Source organism: Oceanobacillus sp. FSL K6-0118 (genome assembly GCF_038006665.1).
GTDB classification, from domain to species: Bacteria; Bacillota; Bacilli; order Bacillales; family Amphibacillaceae; genus Oceanobacillus; species Oceanobacillus caeni.
The window spans coordinates 3,014,030-3,031,493 of the sequence record NZ_JBBOVR010000001.1 but is presented as its reverse complement, the minus strand read 5'-3'; the positions used below and the strand labels follow the sequence as shown (position 1 = coordinate 3,031,493).

General features: G+C 37.1%; 17 protein-coding genes. All 17 read left to right on the top strand.

Features of this window, described 5'->3' with window-relative positions; genetic code table 11:
* Nucleotides 1-42: 42 nt before the first annotated feature.
* The 17 genes from MHI02_RS15380 (at nucleotide 43) to fabG (ending at nucleotide 17,455) form a co-directional block, all read left to right on the top strand.
* Nucleotides 43-2,028, top strand: a complete 1,986-nt coding sequence (locus tag MHI02_RS15380) for an acetoacetate--CoA ligase (RefSeq protein ID WP_047184877.1) — start codon at nucleotides 43-45, stop codon at nucleotides 2,026-2,028.
* A 55-nt stretch (nucleotides 2,029-2,083) separates the two neighbouring features.
* Nucleotides 2,084-3,622: an acyl-CoA carboxylase subunit beta gene (locus MHI02_RS15375; RefSeq protein ID WP_047184876.1), complete on the top strand. Its 1,539-nt coding sequence runs from the start codon at nucleotides 2,084-2,086 to the stop codon at nucleotides 3,620-3,622.
* A gap of 261 nt (nucleotides 3,623-3,883) precedes the next feature.
* The gene (locus MHI02_RS15370; RefSeq protein ID WP_047184875.1) at nucleotides 3,884-4,864 is read left to right on the top strand and encodes an NADPH:quinone oxidoreductase family protein; all 981 of its coding nucleotides are present in this window, start codon (nucleotides 3,884-3,886) and stop codon (nucleotides 4,862-4,864) included.
* Between the two features lie 62 nt (nucleotides 4,865-4,926).
* A complete protein-coding gene (locus MHI02_RS15365; RefSeq protein ID WP_240473196.1) occupies nucleotides 4,927-6,576 on the top strand; it encodes a long-chain-fatty-acid--CoA ligase in 1,650 nt (549 codons plus the stop codon).
* Nucleotides 6,577-6,620: 44 nt separating this feature from the next.
* A complete protein-coding gene (locus MHI02_RS15360) occupies nucleotides 6,621-7,364 on the top strand; it encodes an SDR family NAD(P)-dependent oxidoreductase (protein ID WP_060667627.1) in 744 nt (247 codons plus the stop codon).
* A gap of 46 nt (nucleotides 7,365-7,410) precedes the next feature.
* Nucleotides 7,411-7,848, top strand: a complete 438-nt coding sequence (locus MHI02_RS15355; protein WP_047184873.1) for a hypothetical protein — start codon at nucleotides 7,411-7,413, stop codon at nucleotides 7,846-7,848.
* Nucleotides 7,849-7,869: 21 nt separating this feature from the next.
* The gene (locus MHI02_RS15350) at nucleotides 7,870-8,079 is read left to right on the top strand and encodes a hypothetical protein (RefSeq protein WP_047184872.1); all 210 of its coding nucleotides are present in this window, start codon (nucleotides 7,870-7,872) and stop codon (nucleotides 8,077-8,079) included.
* Nucleotides 8,080-8,097: 18 nt separating this feature from the next.
* On the top strand, nucleotides 8,098-9,297 hold the full coding sequence (locus MHI02_RS15345; protein ID WP_047184871.1) for a sodium:solute symporter family protein: 1,200 nt from the start codon (nucleotides 8,098-8,100) through the stop codon (nucleotides 9,295-9,297).
* A gap of 5 nt (nucleotides 9,298-9,302) precedes the next feature.
* The gene (locus MHI02_RS15340; RefSeq protein ID WP_047184870.1) at nucleotides 9,303-9,602 is read left to right on the top strand and encodes a hypothetical protein; all 300 of its coding nucleotides are present in this window, start codon (nucleotides 9,303-9,305) and stop codon (nucleotides 9,600-9,602) included.
* A gap of 26 nt (nucleotides 9,603-9,628) precedes the next feature.
* The gene (locus MHI02_RS15335) at nucleotides 9,629-10,492 is read left to right on the top strand and encodes a branched-chain amino acid ABC transporter permease (RefSeq protein ID WP_047184869.1); all 864 of its coding nucleotides are present in this window, start codon (nucleotides 9,629-9,631) and stop codon (nucleotides 10,490-10,492) included.
* Nucleotides 10,492-11,493, top strand: coding sequence for a branched-chain amino acid ABC transporter permease (locus MHI02_RS15330; RefSeq protein WP_047184868.1), 1,002 nt, complete (start codon nucleotides 10,492-10,494; stop codon nucleotides 11,491-11,493). Before MHI02_RS15335 ends, MHI02_RS15330 begins: the two co-directional genes overlap by 1 nt.
* Complete coding sequence (locus tag MHI02_RS15325; RefSeq protein WP_047184867.1) at nucleotides 11,493-12,278, top strand: ABC transporter ATP-binding protein; 786 nt, start codon at nucleotides 11,493-11,495, stop codon at nucleotides 12,276-12,278. Before MHI02_RS15330 ends, MHI02_RS15325 begins: the two co-directional genes overlap by 1 nt.
* Nucleotides 12,250-12,969 (top strand): ABC transporter ATP-binding protein, encoded by a 720-nt coding sequence (locus MHI02_RS15320; RefSeq protein WP_047184866.1) that lies wholly within the window; start codon nucleotides 12,250-12,252, stop codon nucleotides 12,967-12,969. Before MHI02_RS15325 ends, MHI02_RS15320 begins: the two co-directional genes overlap by 29 nt.
* 26 nt (nucleotides 12,970-12,995) lie before the next feature.
* Nucleotides 12,996-14,024 (top strand): ABC transporter substrate-binding protein, encoded by a 1,029-nt coding sequence (locus MHI02_RS15315; protein ID WP_052771683.1) that lies wholly within the window; start codon nucleotides 12,996-12,998, stop codon nucleotides 14,022-14,024.
* A 73-nt stretch (nucleotides 14,025-14,097) separates the two neighbouring features.
* Nucleotides 14,098-15,333, top strand: a complete 1,236-nt coding sequence (locus MHI02_RS15310) for an ABC transporter substrate-binding protein (RefSeq protein ID WP_047184865.1) — start codon at nucleotides 14,098-14,100, stop codon at nucleotides 15,331-15,333.
* Nucleotides 15,334-15,493: 160 nt separating this feature from the next.
* Nucleotides 15,494-16,669, top strand: coding sequence for an acyl-CoA dehydrogenase family protein (locus MHI02_RS15305; RefSeq protein WP_047184864.1), 1,176 nt, complete (start codon nucleotides 15,494-15,496; stop codon nucleotides 16,667-16,669).
* Between the two features lie 21 nt (nucleotides 16,670-16,690).
* Entirely contained in the window at nucleotides 16,691-17,455 is a 765-nt protein-coding gene (gene fabG / locus MHI02_RS15300; RefSeq protein WP_047184863.1) for a 3-oxoacyl-ACP reductase FabG, read from the top strand.
* The last annotated feature ends 9 nt before the right edge of the window (nucleotides 17,456-17,464 follow it).

The following is a 17,464-nucleotide window of genomic DNA, read 5'->3' as shown; positions in this document are numbered from 1 at the left end:
TTATTCCGAAAATTAATAACTTTTTAAAGGGGAGAAGGCAATATGACTGTTAAAGAAGGAGAATTACTCTGGAGTCCTAGTAATAAGGAAATAGAAGGGGCAGCTATTACGGATTATAAGAAATGGTTGAGGATGAATAAAAATATTACTCTGAAAACATATGAAGATTTATGGAAATGGTCTGTTGATAATATGGAGGAGTTCTGGGAGACAATTTGGGATTACTATCAAGTGAAATCATATACTCCTTATGAATCCGTTTTAAAGAAAGAGATAATGCCAGGGGCCGATTGGTTTTCTGGATCAACTCTTAACTATGCAGAGCATATATTACGAAATGTCAAAAAGGATAAAACAGCCATTTTCTACACATCTGAGAATCAACCTTTATCAGAATTAAGTTGGACTGAATTATTGGATAAGACTGCTTCGATTGCAGCTTATTTAAAATCCATTGGTGTTAAAAAAGGTGACCGTGTTGTTGCATATATGCCGAATATACCTGAAACCATTATAGCGTTCCTTGCTACTGTAAGCATTGGAGCCATTTGGTCCAGCTGTGCTCCGGAATTTGGTGTTGGAAGTACTCTTGGTCGTTTCAAACAAATTGAACCAAAAGTATTATTTACTGTTGATGGATACAGGTATAATGGAAAACCTTTTAACAGAATTGAAACTGTTTCAAAATTAGTTGAAAATTTGCCTAGTGTTGAAAAAGTAGTCGTAGTACCATACTTAAATCAAGATCCTGATATGAGTGGTATAGAACAAAGAACTTTTTGGAAGGAAATAATCGGACTTCCCGCCAAGCTAACGTTTGAGAGAGTACCCTTTGATCACCCACTATGGATTTTATACTCGTCCGGTACAACTGGTTTACCAAAGCCAATTGTTCAAGGGCATGGGGGAATATTACTTTCTCTTTTATCCGTAAATCTGCAATCAAACATAACTTCGAATGATCGATTCTTTTGGTATACAACTACCGGCTGGGTGATGTGGAATAGTGTGGTAGGAGCTATGGTTACAGGCGCATCGGTTGTTTTATATGATGGAAGTCCTTCGTATCCAGATCACGGCGTTCTCTTTAGATTAGCTGAAAAAACAAAAATGACAATCTTTGGAACTAGCCCCAGCCATATCCTAAATTGTATGAAAGTAGGTATAAAACCGGGTGAAACATACGACTTGTCTAATCTGAATACCTTTGCATATACAGGAGCTCCTTTATCACCAGAGGGATTTAAGTGGGTATATGATTATGTAAAAAAGAGGGTGAGGATAGCCCCTATTAGCGGTGGTACAGATATAGCTGCAGGAATAGTGGCTGGAAACTCCCTATCACCAATTCATGCTGGTGAAATTCCTTCTAGATGCTTGGGGGTTTCTGTTTATTCCTATGATGACAACGGAAAGCCGGTCACAGGTGAAATAGGTGAAATGGTCATTACAAAGCCATTCCCTTCCATGCCGCTTTACTTTTGGAATGATCCAGATGATAAAAGATATAAGGAAAGCTATTTCGATTATTTTCCTGGAGTATGGAGACATGGAGACCTATTAAAAATAACGGAACGTGGTAGTGCTGTCATTTATGGAAGGTCGGATGCAACGATTAATCGAATGGGAGTAAGAAGTGGTTCAAGTGAGATTTATAATGCAGTCGAATCTGTACCTGAAGTGCTCGACAGTCTTGTTGTGGACTTAAGTGGATATCTCCATCAAGCTTATATGCCATTATTTGTGGTATTATCCGGAGAAGTTGATTTAACAGACAAGTTGAAGAAAAAAATAAATATGAAAATAAAAGAAGAAGTGTCTCCACGCCACATACCAGATGATATATTTGCTATTAAAGAAGTACCAAGAACATTAACTGGTAAGAAAATGGAGATTCCGGTTCGTAAAATTTTATTAGGTATTTCTGTGGAAAAAGCTGCAAGTGTTGATGCCATGAGTAATCCAGATTCAATTAATTATTTTGTCAGATTTGCTCAATCAGATAAATTAAGGAGTAATAATTCGTGAAGGTGCCTTCCAAGATGCATTGAATCTTACTAGAATTTCTAAAAGGAGATCATATATGGAAAAAGAAATTAAAGAGTTATTAAATAGAAAAGAAATTGCAAAGTTAGGAGGTGGAAAAGAGAAAATAAAACAACAGCATAAGCTTGGCTTTTTTACAGCAAGGGAACGAATTAATAAATTGGTGGACCCAGGCTCTTTTTTAGAGTTAGGTTTACTAGCACATTCTGATCAAGAGGGCATGGAACATAAAAGTGCTGGTGATGGTATTGTAACTGGTCTCGCAAAGGTTAATGGCCGCCCGGTAGTTGTGCAAGCTGCAGATAAAACCGTATTTGCTGGAACAGAAGGAATTGTATATTTCCGAAAGACGAAGGCACTGCATGAATACGCTTTAAAACGAGGATTCCCTTTAATAAATTTAATGGAAGGTGGAGGACTCCGCATGCCCGATGGAATGGGTTCTGACGGTATTAGTCAAATGCTATTTCCACAAGTAATGTTACGACATCAGCGAGAAGTTCCTATGGTAACATCCATCTTGGGAGATAGTTTTGGTGGTCCAACATGGCTAGCGGTATCCTCTGATTTTGTAACACAGGCAAAGGGAACGACAATGGCTGTTGCTGGACCAAGGATGTTAGAGGTGGCAACAGGAGAAAAAGTAACAAACGAAGAACTTGGTGGATGGGATGTTCATGCGAAGTATACGGGACAAGTGGATCAGTTTTCGGAAAATGAAGAGGATTCAATTGAAAGTATAAAAAAATTCCTAGACTATATGCCACAACATGCTGGTAAAGAACCAAGATGCAAAGAGACAAATGATGAACCGTATCGAAGTTTAGACAAAGTAGTCGATATCGTTACAACAAATCGTAAACGTGCCTATGACATGAAAAAAGTGATTAAGTTGATTGTAGATAATGAAGATTACTTTGAAATGAAGCCAACATTTGGAAAAGCATTAATTACTGTCTTAGCGAGAATGAATGGTAAAGTTGTCGGTATTGTAGCAAATCAACCTATGCAGTTTGCAGGCGCAGCTGGTCCCAATGAATGTGAAAAAGCAACAGATTTTATTTGTCTATGTGATTCATATAATATTCCGTTAATTTTTTTACATGATATTCCTGGTTTTCGAGTATCTAGTGACGCGGAAAAACTTAAAATGCCTACAAAAATTATGATGTGGAATCAAGCACTAGCACAGTCTACTGTACCAAAGATTTCTATTATTATTCGAAAAAGTATTGGTGCAGCATATGGCAATATGTGCGGTCCGACGATGGGAGCCGATTTTGTTGTAGCCTGGCCGACAGCCGAAATTAATTTTACGGGACCAGAGGTTGGCATTAATGTAGTATATGGTCGTCAATTACAAAATACCGAGAACAAAAAGGAAGAACGCTTAGAGTTACTGAAAAACTGGGGATTTGATAGTTCACCATATAAAGCTGCTGGTAAATATTTAATTGATGATGTTATTGATCCAAGAGACACAAGAAAGTTTTTAATTCAGACGTTAGAATATGCATGTGCTAAAAATGGGTCTCTTAGTGAGAGGAAGTTAGCAAATTGGCCAACAGGTTTTTAAAGAAATACTGTAAAAATATATTGAATATTACGAAAACAAGTTATATAATGAACCTAGAAACATACTGTACGTTTAGTATTTTACCCCACCTAAACGGGAAATAAGACCCACCTCAAGCTTCTGGGGAAACAAAGAAGCTTGGTGGTAGATCAACTGCCTGTAAAGGTCCGATAAGTGCATCAGTGGGGGATGAAGGAAAACCCCTACTGATGGAAGTCTTCTTTATATTATTTAAGAATTAAAATGTTAGGAGGAACAGAAATGCGTAGCTGGAAAGTGACTAGATTAGGTGAACCTAGAGATGTATTGGAATTGTTAGAAACGGAACGACCAGAGGTAAAGGTAGGAGAAGTATTAATAGAAGTTGAAGCGTCATCATTAAACTTTTTTGATATTTTACTTTGTCAAGGGAAATATCAGGAAAAACCGCCCCTTCCATTTACACCAGGGGCAGAAATATCAGGAATTATTTGTGAGGTAGGAGGTAATTCAGGACTTAAAGTAGGACAGCGTGTAATTGCTACACCGCCCCTTCCAAATGGAGGATTATCTAAGTTTGTTAGTGTTTCAGAGGATTCTGTTTATGTTATTCCTGATTCGATGTCGGCAAGTGAAGCAGCTGGAATGTTTATCACGTACCAAACGTCTTACTATGCTTTATTTTATCGGGCTAAACTACAAAAGGGAGAAGTCCTTCTCATCCATGCGGGAGCTGGAGGAGTTGGCTCTGCCGCTATTCAGTTAGGTAAGGCAATAGGAGCAAAAGTTATTGCAACTGCGGGTGGTCGAGAGAAAGTAAAAGTCTGTAAGGATTTGGGAGCAGACGTTGTTATTGACTATACTTCCGAAGACTTTGTTTCTACTGTTAAGAAAGAAACAAATGGTCGAGGTGCAGATGTTATTTATGACCCTGTCGGAGGAGACGTATTTGATCGTTCGCGTAAATGTATTGCCTTTGATGGGCGTATTTTAGTCATTGGTTTCGCTGGTGGACGAATCCCAGATGCCCCAGTCAACCATGCATTAGTTAAAAATTACTCTATCGTTGGTGTTCACTGGGGATTATTCGCTAGAAAATATCCAGAAGAGACTAGGAAAATTCATGATAATATAGTGAACCTATACAATGAAGGAGCTGTCCGCCCATTAATTTATAAAGAATTTCCTTTTGAAAATGTTCCAGATGCTTTAGAAGTACTTGCGGACCGTAAGACTTATGGAAAACTAATCGCCATTCCTTAAGTTTTAAGGTGAGTTACGTAAGCTGTTCCCTTAGAAAGTATATATACGAGGGAGATGAGGTCGTGAATTCAAAAGAAAAAAGATGGTTAGAGTTCTATCCTGAAAATGTAGATCCTAATATGAAAATTAAGGAAAGAACTTTAACGGAATTATTAAATAGTGCAGTTAAAAGATTTAGAAATGAAATTTCCCTTCAATTTGAAAATGAATCCTGGACCTACAAAGAGGCTCAGGAAATATCCGAAAAGTTAGCAAGTAGCCTTTTCGAGCAAGGATTGGAGAAGGGTGACCGATTGTCGATTATGTTACCAAACTGTGCACAGTATGTATTTTCTGTTTTTGGTGTTGTTCGGTTAGGTGGAATAGTTGTTCAAACAAATCCGATGTATGTAGAAAGGGAACTCGAGTACCAATTGAATGATACAGAAGCTGAATTTATGATTTGCCATGACTCGGTTTATGAACGAGTGAAAAGAGTCCAGCCTCAGACCTCTCTAAAAAAAATAATCGTTGTTCAGTTTACCGAAAAAAGAAATATTAAACTGCATGAGAATGATATGTTCTTTGATGATTTTATAAATACATATCATTCTCAAGCTCCACATATAAAAATAAATCCTAAAGAAGATATTGCCTTGCTCCAATATACAGGTGGAACAACAGGGAGATCAAAAGGCGTTATGTTAACCCATCAAAATTTTGTTAATCAAACTGAGCTAGTTAATGAGTTTCTATTAAAAGAATTTAAAAACGATGAAACTGCAAATCGTGTGGTCATAAGTTTTTTACCATTATTCCATATCTTCGGTCTAGCAAGTGTTACAATGACAGGTTATCTATTTGGATATAAACAAATCATCTTACCACGTTTTGAGACAGAGACCGTATTACATGTAATTAAGAAGGAAAAACCAATGTTCTTTTTTGGTGTACCTACTATGTTTATCTCTATGCTTCATTTTCCTAACGTTGAAACGTACGGGTTAGAACATATTAAAGTGTTTTTTTGCGGAAGTTCACCGTTGCCGTTGGAAACCTATACCAAATTTGAAAAATTAATGGGAAAGAATTCATATCTTTCTGATGGATATGGATTATCAGAAATGACTTCTGGTGCCATAAGTAATCCGCATTCCAAAATGAAAATAGGTAGTGTAGGTGTTCCTTTGCCATTAACCGAAGCTAAGGTAGTGGTGGAAACAGATAATGGATTAGAAGAAGCCCCATTTAAAACGAATGGAGAGATTATAGTCAGGGGTCCCCAATTGATGAAAGGGTATTGGAATAATCCGGAGGAAACAGAGGTAGCATTAAAGAATGGTTGGTTGCACACTGGTGACATAGGCTATATGGATGAAGATGGGTACTTTTACATTGTCGATCGCAAAAAGGATATGATCATTGCTGGCGGTTATAATATCTATCCAAGAGAAATTGAGGAAGTAATTTATCAAATTCCACAGGTTAAAGAGGCAATTGTAATTGGTATTCCGGATGAATATAGAGGAGAAACTGTAAAAGCTTATATTACATTAAAAGAAAATAAGTCAATAAAAGAAGAAGAAGTTATTACATTTTGTCGTAAAAATTTAGCAGCTTACAAAGTTCCAAGATTGATAGAATTTCGTGACTATCTTCCAAAGTCAAGTGTAGGAAAACTTTTAAAACGAGAACTTAGGGAGCAAGAATTAAAGAGATTAAAAAACAAATAGAAAATACTAACTGGTTAGTTCATTGATCAGAAAGGATGGATGACATGCGTTTAAAGAATAAGGTAGCAATTATTACTGGTGGTGGAGGGGATATTGGGAGAACTACAGCTGTTCGATTTGCAAAAGAGGGAGCAAAAGTAGTTGTAGCTGATGTCAGGGAAGAAGCGGCTAGGAAGACGGCAGCAATCATTGAGGAAAACGGTGGAGAAGCAGAGCACATTCGTTGTGATATGACGAAAGCTGGGGAAGTTAAGAATATGGTAGATCGAGCAATCGGTGTGTTTGGAAGAATCGATATTTTCTTCAACAATGCTGGGGTCAATAGTGAAGAAAAGAAACTACCAGATGTTTCCATAGAAGAATGGGAAAAGGTAATGGATATAAATATTACGGGTGTCTTTCTCGGAATGAAGTACGTTATTCCGAAAATGGAAGCAGGAAGTTCCATAGTTAATACAGCGAGTATCGCAGGTATTAAGGGGCAAAAACTTGTATCTGCTTATTCTGCATCCAAAAGTGGTGTGATGGCATTAACCAGAACGGCTGCTACAGAATTTGGAAGAAAGAATATACGTGTAAATGCAATAGCTCCAGGGATAACAGATACAAATATGGTTGAGGATTGGAAGAAAACAGATAAGTGGCCGATATTATCGACTGCGAATGCATTAAGACGAATTGGGAAACCGGAAGAAATAGCTAATGCTGTTTTATTCCTTGCATCTGATGAGGCATCCTTTATTACTGGTGAAACTCTGATTATTGATGGCGGAACATTAAACCTTTAAACGAGATGATTCTTTACTGGAGTGTTGAAAGGGGAAATGGATATAGATGTTTAATCGGAAATGGGAAGTATATGCAAATATATCCCAAAAAGAGGCGCTTCAATTGTTTAAGCAAATTATTGGAAAACAAGGAATGGACTATAAAATAGAAAAAGCACCGCCAAATATTATGTACGATCCTAACAATGAACAATTTATTATTAAGACTAAAAATTTTTCCATAAATGTAATCTATGTTTCTAATGATCCAATTACTCGTATCTTTGCTAATTTATTAGGAACGGCTCACAACTTCAAAGGAATTTCATTCTTATCTATAGGGTACAACAAAAGTAACTCTGCGGAACTACCAATCATACTAAGGAAATTTACAGAAATGAGTCCCGAATCACCTTGGAACATTACAGCGTATCCACGGTTTAGGTTTGCAGTTTTACTACAGCTTATTACAAAACAAAAGTGGAAGCGTTTTCTATATAAATAATTTTTTAATTGGAGGTTTCGTATGGGGAAAGATAGTTGGTTTCTAATACCGAAGAAAGACGGAATTTTCTTTATAGGTATTGTAGTATATGTTGTTATGTTTTTCCTCCCTTGGACACATGAAATAAAAATTCTCAATGTATCGCTACTTGCATGGGGAGGAGCACTGCTTTTCTTACTTGCACCAATAACTGGAATCATATTAACGCTTATAGATTCAACCGACAGATAAAATTAGGAGGCTATAACGTTGAAATTTATAGAGGTTACGATAATCATTTTCTATATATTGTTTTGTATCTTGTTGGGTATTTGGGCGCAAAAAAGAATCTCTACCTCTGATTCAGGGGTTGATAATTATTATGCAGCAGGGAGAAATGTTGGAACAGTAGCGAATTCTTTAGCAATCCTTGCTGCATTGGGAAGTGGCGGTTCTTTTATGGCTGGTCCAGGTTCTGTATGGCAGTTGGGAATTCCTTTTTTAACCTGGATGACAGTAGGTTCTATTGTAGGTTTTGCTTTAGCAAGTATTTTAGTTGCAAGACCTCTTCGTAATTCAAGAAAGGTTACTGTACCTGAATTTCTTAATGATAGATATGGTGGGAATAAAATCATTAAAATTGCAGTACCAATTGTAATTATATTAGGGTCAGGGATGTATCTGATGTCTCAGATGAAGGCAGGTGGATTGATTACATCTTATGTTACAGGCTTGTCCTATGAATGGGGATTAGTCGTTATTGCATTAGTCTTTATTTTATACGTGTCGATGGGTGGGATGTTGGCCGTTACATGGACGAATTTACTTCAAGGTTCTCTAATGATCCTCATTACATTAAGTTTGTTTACTGCATGTATTATTCATCTACCAACATCATGGATGGATTTCTTTAAAGAGTCCGCAACCCGGAATCCTACTTTAGGAACAGTGGGTACTACTGTGCCGATAGTAGGGTATTTAGGTGCATTTGTTACATGGGCAACAGCGGTTTGTATAACACCACATTTAGTTATGCGTATCTTTACCTCAACAGATGCCAGGTCTGCAAAATTATCTTTAAACATCAGCATGTTAATCTATGGAATATTGATGTTAGGGTTAACCTTTTTAACTGCTCCTTTTATTGGAACATTTGGGGAAGCAGTATTGCAAAATTATGCATCCGATATGTGGTTGTTATTAATAGCGGAAAGTATGTTTGGTCCAATTATGATGGGAATTATTGCTGCTGGAATTATGGCAGCAGTTATGTCCTCAACGGATTCCCTATTGCTCGCTATAAGTAGTGCAGTTGCATATGACTTGTATAAAGGAGTAATAAATCCTAAGGCAAATCAAAAGAAAACGTTGTTCATGTCTACGGTTGTAACCTGGATAATCGGTATTGTAGTAATGGTTTTAGCATTAAACCCCCCAGAATATTTGGTAGTACTTTATACAGTGCAGTAGGTTTTATGGTTGCAGCGTTATTTAGCCCTATGGTTTTAGGAATTTGGTGGAAACGGGCAAATGTTCAAGGTGCAATAGCTGGAATTTTAGTTGGAGGAAGTAGTTTTATAATTGCCTTTTCCTTTTTTGAGATGCCTTATAACTCTGAAATACTAATTGGTCTTCCATTATCCATTGTATCGATGGTGGTTGTGTCTCTAGTGACAGAGAGTCCATCGGAAGAAATCATAAAGAAAATGGAACAGTACCACTTACACGAAGCAGATGATAGGGGAAGTCAAAAGACTTTAGAAAATGTAACATAATTCGGGATTTTTTTAGGAGGGGGAAAATGGATTTATTTTTTCAGCAGCTATTAAATGGTTTATCTAATGGTAGCGTGTACAGTTTGGTAGCTCTTGGCTTAACCATGGTTTTTGGTATCCTACATGTTCCCAATTTTGCACAAGGTGCCTTTTACATGGTAGGGGCATATGTCACCCTGACCGTAATGACTATATTTGGAATTCCATATTGGATTGCAATGTTTATATCCATGTTAGCTATTGCCTCTCTCGCCGTATTATCGGAACGTATCATTTTCCATCCATTGAGAAAGGCTGAAGCATTACATCAAATGATGGGAGCAATTGGGATTCTGTTATTTCTAGTAGCCTTTGCACAAGTTATTTGGGGACCAAATTATCAACAGATGTCAAGTCCATATGGAAATGCAATAAATTTACTAGGTATTACTGTGACTCAGCAACGTTTGATTGTTATTGTTGCTACAGTGATTATCATGATAATTCTCCATCTATTTTTAACTAGAACGATGATAGGTTCCGCGATTGTCGCAATGGCGCAAAACAGAGAGGGGGCATTTTTAGTTGGAATTAATGCTAATACGGTAGCTATGTTAACCTTCGCAATATCTGGTATATTGGCTGCAGCTGCTGCAACATTAGCCTCTCCAATAAATCTAGTATTTCCGGGTATGGGGGATCTAGTCATTATGAAGGCGTTTGTCATTATCATTATCGGTGGTATGGGAAGTATTCCGGGTGCCATTATAGCAGGCTATATTTTAGGAATTGTTGAAAGTTTTGGTGCCACATATATTTCTGGGGATTATAAAGACATCATAGCTTTTGTGTTGTTAGTAATAATTTTATCTGTAAAACCAACAGGATTATTCCCAGGGAGGGTTAATTAATGGAAAAATTATTATCCAAACGCAATGGTTTAATATTCGTGTTGGTTCTAGCTCTTATCATGCCATTCATCGTACCGAATGAATATATCTTACATGTTCTAGCATTAGTCTGCATTTGGAGTATTAGTGTGTACGGAATAAATATTTTTACAGGATATACTGGAAACTTGTCACTAGCTCATGTTGGTTTCTTTGCAATAGGTGCTTATACACTTGGATTATTGACAGTAAAGGCTGAATGGAATTTTTGGCTTGCATTTTTAGCTGCTGGTGTGTTGTCTATTATCCTTGGATTCTTGGTAGGTCTAATTTCCCTTAGGACAAATGGCCACTTCTTTGCAATTTATACGATGTGTGTAGGATATATTATTTATTTGATTATTGATAAGTGGGATACATTAACAGGAGGAGTAAGGGGACTAATTGGAATACCTGGACCGACTCCGATTGGGCCGATCACTTTTGAAAGTCTAACATCACAATATTATTTATTTCTGTTCTTTCTTATTTTAACTATTTTTATAACGAAAAGAATTGTTCATTCCTTACTGGGGCGTACTTTTATTGCGATTCGAAACAGTGAAGAACTTGCCCAAACGATAGGTATTTCTACAAAGAAAAATCAACTTCTAGCCTTCGTTATTTCCTGTTTCTTTGCAGCTATTGCGGGTGCCTTATATGCATCCTTTGTACGATTTATTGGACCAGAGGTAGGAGCTATATTTTTAGGGTTTGAAATGTTGATTTATCTTGTCATCGGTGGCTTAGGTACGTTATCAGGTCCAATTATAGGTACACTTTTGATTGTATTCCTTACCCAATCACTTCAATTTATGCAAGAATACAAAATGCTCTTATTTGGGCCAATTTTGCTTATTATTGTCATTTTTTATCCAAATGGCATAGTTGGTGCGATAGAAGGTATTAAAAGAAAAATAAGACAGAGAAGGAAAAAGCCTGGTTCCAATGAAGGTTATCCCGATGTGAAGGAGGTTGGCTAATGGTATTAATAGTGGATAATTTATCTAAAACTTTTGGTGGATTACAGGCAGTGGATCAAGTTGACCTTAAGGTGGAAAAGGGGGATATTCATGCAATTATAGGACCTAATGGTGCAGGAAAATCAACATTTTTTAACTTGATTAGCGGTTTTCACCCTCCTACTTCAGGAAAGATTACATTCAATGGTAATGATATTACAAAAATGCCCCCTAATAAAATTGCCAGGTTGGGGATTGCAAGAACATTTCAAACAACGAATTTATTTGAGGATGCAACCGTTCTTGATAATGTCATCATCGGTAATCGTTTAAGAACGAAGTCGGGTCTCTGGGATGCAATTTTGCGGACGAAAAGAGAGATAAGGGAAGAAAAGGAAAGCATGGAAAAGGCATATCAGGCATTAGATTTTGTGGAATTGACGGAATTAGCGAATGAACCAATTGCGAATATTAGTCAGGAACAGAAGAAGCGAGTTGCATTTGCACTTGCACTTGCAACGGATCCAGAGCTTGTATTATTGGATGAACCTGCTGCTGGTGTTAATCCAGATGAAACAGATGGGCTCAGTTCATTAATACAAAAGATGGCAGATAGCGGGCTTACGGTATGCTTAATCGAACACAAAATGTCTATGATTATGTCCTTAGCTAATCGAATAATGGTCTTAAACCAAGGTAAACGAATTGCTGAAGGAACTCCGGATGAGATTAAAAACAATCCTGTTGTTATTGAAGCATATTTAGGGAGTGACGAAGATGAGTCAGTTGAAGTTGAAAATATCTGATTTAGAAGTAAAGTATGGTTCGTTTACTGCACTAAAGCAAATTAATATGGATGTTAGTCATGGTGAATTGGTAGTTCTATTAGGGGCTAATGGTGCAGGGAAAAGTACTATTTTCCGCGCTATTAGTGGTCTAAATAAGTCAAGTAATGGAGAAATTCGCTTTTTGGATCAAAAGGTAAACGGTATATCCCCTGACAAACTTGTCAAGTTAGGAATTGTTCAATGCGCAGAGGGTAGAAAACTATTTCCTGAAATGTCAGTATATGAGAATTTGCAAATGGGTGCATATGTTCATAGAAAAAATAAAACTGAGATTAAGAAGTCAACGGAGCACGTATATGAATTATTCCCGATTTTAGCTGATAAAAAAGACGATGCGGCTGGATCATTAAGTGGTGGTCAACAACAAATGCTTGCCATTGGTAGATCTTTAATGGCGAAACCCAAACTTCTCCTGTTGGATGAACCGTCACTAGGTTTAGCACCACTTATAGTAAAACAGATGTTTGAAATTATTCAGCAAATTAATCAAGAAGGCACTACCATACTTTTAGCAGAGCAAAATGCTAGTGCTGCATTGAAAATTGCAGATAGAGGATATGTCATTGAAAATGGTCGTATCGTTGTGAAGGGTACTAGTAATGAACTATTCAATAATGAAGAAATACGTAAGGCCTATATTGGTGCATAGATTTACTTCCAAAAAGGAGGGTAAAAATGAAGCATATTAATGTATTAAATGGACTGGAAATGGCAGCTGAAGAGATCAATCAAGAGGGTTTTGAGGTGGATGGAAAAACGTATAAAATTGAAATTGTTGCATTGGATGATAAGTATTTACCAAATGAAACCGGTGTGAATGTTCAGCGAATGATCTCAGAAAATGATCCGATAGCGGTGTGGATTCCTCATAGTGGAGGGGTATTTGCAACACAGGTTTTTAATGAACAAGAGGATTTAATCATAATGGCACAGACAAGCGAACCTAGGATGTATGAACAGGGAAATGAACTGATGATTGGCGTTTCCCCACAGTATAATATATGGCCCAAGACATTCAGTAAGTACATGATGGAGAACTTCGGGAATAAAATGGCCCTACTTCCTACCAATTCCCAGTATGGTAAGGATTGGATTAATGTAATTAAACCGGTTTGGGAAGAAATGGGTGGAGAAATTGTATATGAAGGTGAAATTGATTTTGCCAAGGAAACTGATTATTTTACGGTTATGACAAATGCATTAAATACAAACCCAGATGTTCTATTTGTTGGAGGACCTTCTGAACCAACATCTCTAGTAATTAAACAGGCAAAAGACTTAGGATTTGAAGATGGTTTTATGGTGATGGACCAGGCTAAAATTGAAGAAATGTCGGGATTTCTAGAAGAGGGCTATGATATGTTGAATGGTTCTATTGGTGCCTATCCAATTGAAGAGTATAATACGGAAGCTAGTAATATATTTGTAGAGAAATATAAATCGGTTTATAAAGAAAAGTTTGCGACAGCGGATTCGTCATTAAGTTACCAATCACTATATGTATTAGTTGAATCAATGAAGGCTGCTGGTACAGTTGATAAACCGAAAGAGATTATGGATGCTGTAAATGAAGGAATACCAAATGTTCCAGTGGAGAAAATGGTTATACCGCTAAATGAGATCAATGATGTTGGAAGCCTACAGTGGGAATTTAATGCTGGTGCCGTTAAAGATGGAGAAGTAATTTCTGTACCACTCGAATAATAATCTTTGTCCGTAATATAAATAATTAGTAATAGATTGACAGCTTACTAGAATTTAAAGTAGGGGGAATGAAATGTTCAATATAAAGAAGATTTCCTTATTTGGTTTACTTTTAATTGCTTTGATTTTAGTTGGATGTGTTGATGTCTCAAATAACCAATCAACGGATAATGATGTCGAGAGTACGGAAGCAAGTGAGGTGGAAGTAAAAACACCGAAAGTGAAAGAGGGAGAAAAAGTTGTAGAGATAGGATACAGCGGACCGTTAAGTGGCCCAGGTGCGCAATATGGCTTAAATGTTTTAAATGGATTGGAAATGGCTGCAAATGAAATTAATGAAACCGGTTTTGACGTAGATGGAACCACCTATAAGATTGAAATTGTAGCACTTGACGATAAATATTTACCGAACGAGACAGGTGTCAACGTAAAAAGAATGGTTTCAGAGAATGAACCTGTGGCCGTTTGGATTCCACATAGTGGGGGTGTGTTTGCGACACAGGTATATAATGAACAGGACAATTTTATAATCATGGCGTATACAAGTGAGCCAAGACAATATGAGCAAGGAAATGAATTGATGATTGGCATTCCACCTAAATACAATATTTGGTCTGAACCATATAGTAATTATATGATGGAAAACTTTGGGACTAAGATGGCATTACTTCCAACGAATTCTCAGTATGGGAAAGATTGGTCTGAATCAATTGTTCCAGTTTGGGAAGAAAAAGGTGGAGAAATAATTTACAAGACAGAGATAGACTTCGCGAAGGAAACGGATTATTTTACAATCATGACAAACGCTTTAGCTACAGACCCCGATGTTCTTTTTGTCGGCGGACCATCTGAACCAACTGCGCTTGTAATTAAGCAGGCAAAGGAATTGGGATTTGAAGGTGGCTTTATGATTATGGATCAAGCAAAGCTTGAAGAAATGTCAGGATTCTTGGGAGGATATGAGATGTTAACTGGTTCTATTGGCTCTCTTCCTATAGAAGACTTAAATACGGATGCAAGTACTACTTTTGTTGAGAAATATAAAGAACTTTATAATGAGCCTTATGCGACTTCGGAAACGGCATTAAATTATCAGAGTTTATATGTATTGGTGGGAGCCATGAAGGCAGCAGGTACTGTTGAAGATAGAAAAGCCATTATGAAAGCAGTTAACGAAGGGATTCAGAATCTATCTGAAGAAGAATTGGTTCTTCCTCTTGAAGGGATTGCCGAAGATGGTGCATTACAATGGGAATATGATGCTGGAATCGTAGAAAATGGTGAAGTTGGAACTTATCCCGTTGATTAATATTATTTTATAGTAAAATAAAGGGAAAATTTGAGATTCAGCGAAATATAATAAATGAAGAGGGGTATAACATCATAATTTTCCTTTTTTTAATAGAAACATACTTACTAGTTAGTATGCAGATTTTAAACTTATAACTAATAGAATAGGAGAGGATAACATGTATTTACGTTTAACAGATGAACAAAAGATGGTACAACAAACGATTAGGAAATTTGTAGAAAGGGAGTTAATTCCACTTGAAAACGAGGTACTAAGAAATGAACGAGAGGGCAGACCTAGTCTATCAAATGAAAAGTTAAAAGAGCTTCAATTAAAAGCGAAAGAGGCAGGATTTTGGGGAATCAATACTCCTGCTGAATATGGTGGAGCAGATTTAGGACAAATGATGATGGCACTTGTAATTATGGAGGTATCCAAGACCTTTGTGCCATTCCAGTTTGGAGGTACAGCAGATAATATTCTTTACTATGGAAATGATGAACAAAAGAAAAAATATCTTATTCCTACCATAAATGGGGATAAGAAGTCATGCTTTGCGATGACCGAACCAGGTGCAGGTTCAGATACGAGAAATATTAAAACGACAGCAGTAAAAGATGGCAACGAGTGGGTTATTAATGGAGAAAAGACATTTATTACAGGTGGGAATGAAGCAGATTTTGTGATGGTGATGGCTATTACGGATAAAGAGAAACATGCTCGCACAGGAAGAGAAGGGGTTACTTGTTTTATTGTAGATCGTGATATGGGATGGAAATCAGAATATATTCATACGATGGGAGAATGGGGACCAGCTGGATTAGTATTTGACAATGTCAGAGTACCGGAAGAAAACATTTTAGGGGAAGTTGATAATGGGTATCAACTTGGTTTAGAATGGATCGGTTTTGCAAGATGGGTTGTCGGCGCAACAGCAGTAGGTGCATCAGAGAGATTGTTACAAATGGCAATCGATTACTCAAAAGAACGGGAGACATTTGGTAAGCCAATTGCTGATAGACAGGCAATTCAGTGGCAAATTGCTGATTCTGCAGTTGAGATTGAAGCTGCAAAATGGCTTGTTTTAAATGCGACTTTTACCTTAGATAATGGAGAAGATAATCGTCATTTAGCATCAATGGCGAAATTATATGGAGCAAACATGGGAAATCGTGTCATTGATCGTGTCCTTCAAATCCACGGTGGAATGGGGTATACCAAAGAATTACCAATCGAACGTTGGTACAGGGAAGCTAGACTATGGAGAATTTATGATGGAACGGATGAAATACAACGTTTAATCATTTCTAGAAATTTACTAAAAGGTAATGTGAAATTAGGACAATATTTATAATAACTAGGGGGAATAAGAATTATGTCCAACCGATTTAATGAAAAAGTAGCTTATATCACAGGTGGAAGCCGTGGAATAGGAAAAGGTATTGCAAAATTATTTGCCGAAGAAGGGGCAAAGGTAGCAGTTGTAGATGTTAATGAAAAGGCTTTAAGGGAAATGGCACAAGAATTCAAAGAGGAAGGATATGAAATTTATACAAAAGTAGTAGATGTTGTTCATGCTAATGAAGTAGAAGAGTCAATGGAAGAAGTGGTTAGTCGTTTTGGCTCACTCGATATTCTTGTGAATAATGCTGGCATTATTCGGGATAATTTACTATTTAAAATGACTGATAATGATTGGGACCAGGTCATGAATGTTCATTTGAAGGGTGCATTTCATGCCACTCGTGCAGCACAAAAGTACATGGTTAAAAATAAGTTTGGAAGGATTATTAATATTTCATCCACTTCAGCATTAGGTAATCGTGGGCAAGCGAATTACGCAACTGCAAAAGCAGGTATACAAGGATTTACAAAGACTCTAGCGATAGAATTAGGTAAATATGGAATTACCGCTAATGCCATTGCGCCGGGATTTATTGAAACAGATATGACGAAAGCAACGGCAGAAAGAATCGGTATTTCTTTTGACGAGATGGTACGGTTAAGTGTAGAGCAAATTCCTGTTGGTCGCAGTGGAAAGCCTTCGGATATCGCGAATGCAGTAGCTTTCTATGCGGATGAAAAATCTGGCTTTGTCAATGGGCAAGTAATCTATGTAGCTGGAGGTCCAAAAGATTAATAGTGGAGG

Bases quoted from the DNA above. Each gene is read 5' to 3' on its own strand.
- MHI02_RS15380 (WP_047184877.1), top strand. From the start codon at position 43: ATGACTGTTAAAGAAGGAGAATTACTCTGGAGTCCTAGTAATAAGGAA.
- MHI02_RS15375 (WP_047184876.1), top strand. From the start codon at position 2,084: ATGGAAAAAGAAATTAAAGAGTTATTAAATAGAAAAGAAATTGCAAAG.
- MHI02_RS15370 (WP_047184875.1), top strand. From the start codon at position 3,884: ATGCGTAGCTGGAAAGTGACTAGATTAGGTGAACCTAGAGATGTATTG.
- MHI02_RS15360 (WP_060667627.1), top strand. From the start codon at position 6,621: ATGCGTTTAAAGAATAAGGTAGCAATTATTACTGGTGGTGGAGGGGAT.
- MHI02_RS15355 (WP_047184873.1), top strand. From the start codon at position 7,411: ATGTTTAATCGGAAATGGGAAGTATATGCAAATATATCCCAAAAAGAG.
- MHI02_RS15350 (WP_047184872.1), top strand. From the start codon at position 7,870: ATGGGGAAAGATAGTTGGTTTCTAATACCGAAGAAAGACGGAATTTTC.
- MHI02_RS15340 (WP_047184870.1), top strand. From the start codon at position 9,303: ATGGTTGCAGCGTTATTTAGCCCTATGGTTTTAGGAATTTGGTGGAAA.
- MHI02_RS15335 (WP_047184869.1), top strand. From the start codon at position 9,629: ATGGATTTATTTTTTCAGCAGCTATTAAATGGTTTATCTAATGGTAGC.
- MHI02_RS15330 (WP_047184868.1), top strand. From the start codon at position 10,492: ATGGAAAAATTATTATCCAAACGCAATGGTTTAATATTCGTGTTGGTT.
- MHI02_RS15325 (WP_047184867.1), top strand. From the start codon at position 11,493: ATGGTATTAATAGTGGATAATTTATCTAAAACTTTTGGTGGATTACAG.
- MHI02_RS15320 (WP_047184866.1), top strand. From the start codon at position 12,250: ATGAGTCAGTTGAAGTTGAAAATATCTGATTTAGAAGTAAAGTATGGT.
- MHI02_RS15315 (WP_052771683.1), top strand. From the start codon at position 12,996: ATGAAGCATATTAATGTATTAAATGGACTGGAAATGGCAGCTGAAGAG.
- MHI02_RS15310 (WP_047184865.1), top strand. From the start codon at position 14,098: ATGTTCAATATAAAGAAGATTTCCTTATTTGGTTTACTTTTAATTGCT.
- MHI02_RS15305 (WP_047184864.1), top strand. From the start codon at position 15,494: ATGTATTTACGTTTAACAGATGAACAAAAGATGGTACAACAAACGATT.
- fabG (WP_047184863.1), top strand. From the start codon at position 16,691: ATGTCCAACCGATTTAATGAAAAAGTAGCTTATATCACAGGTGGAAGC.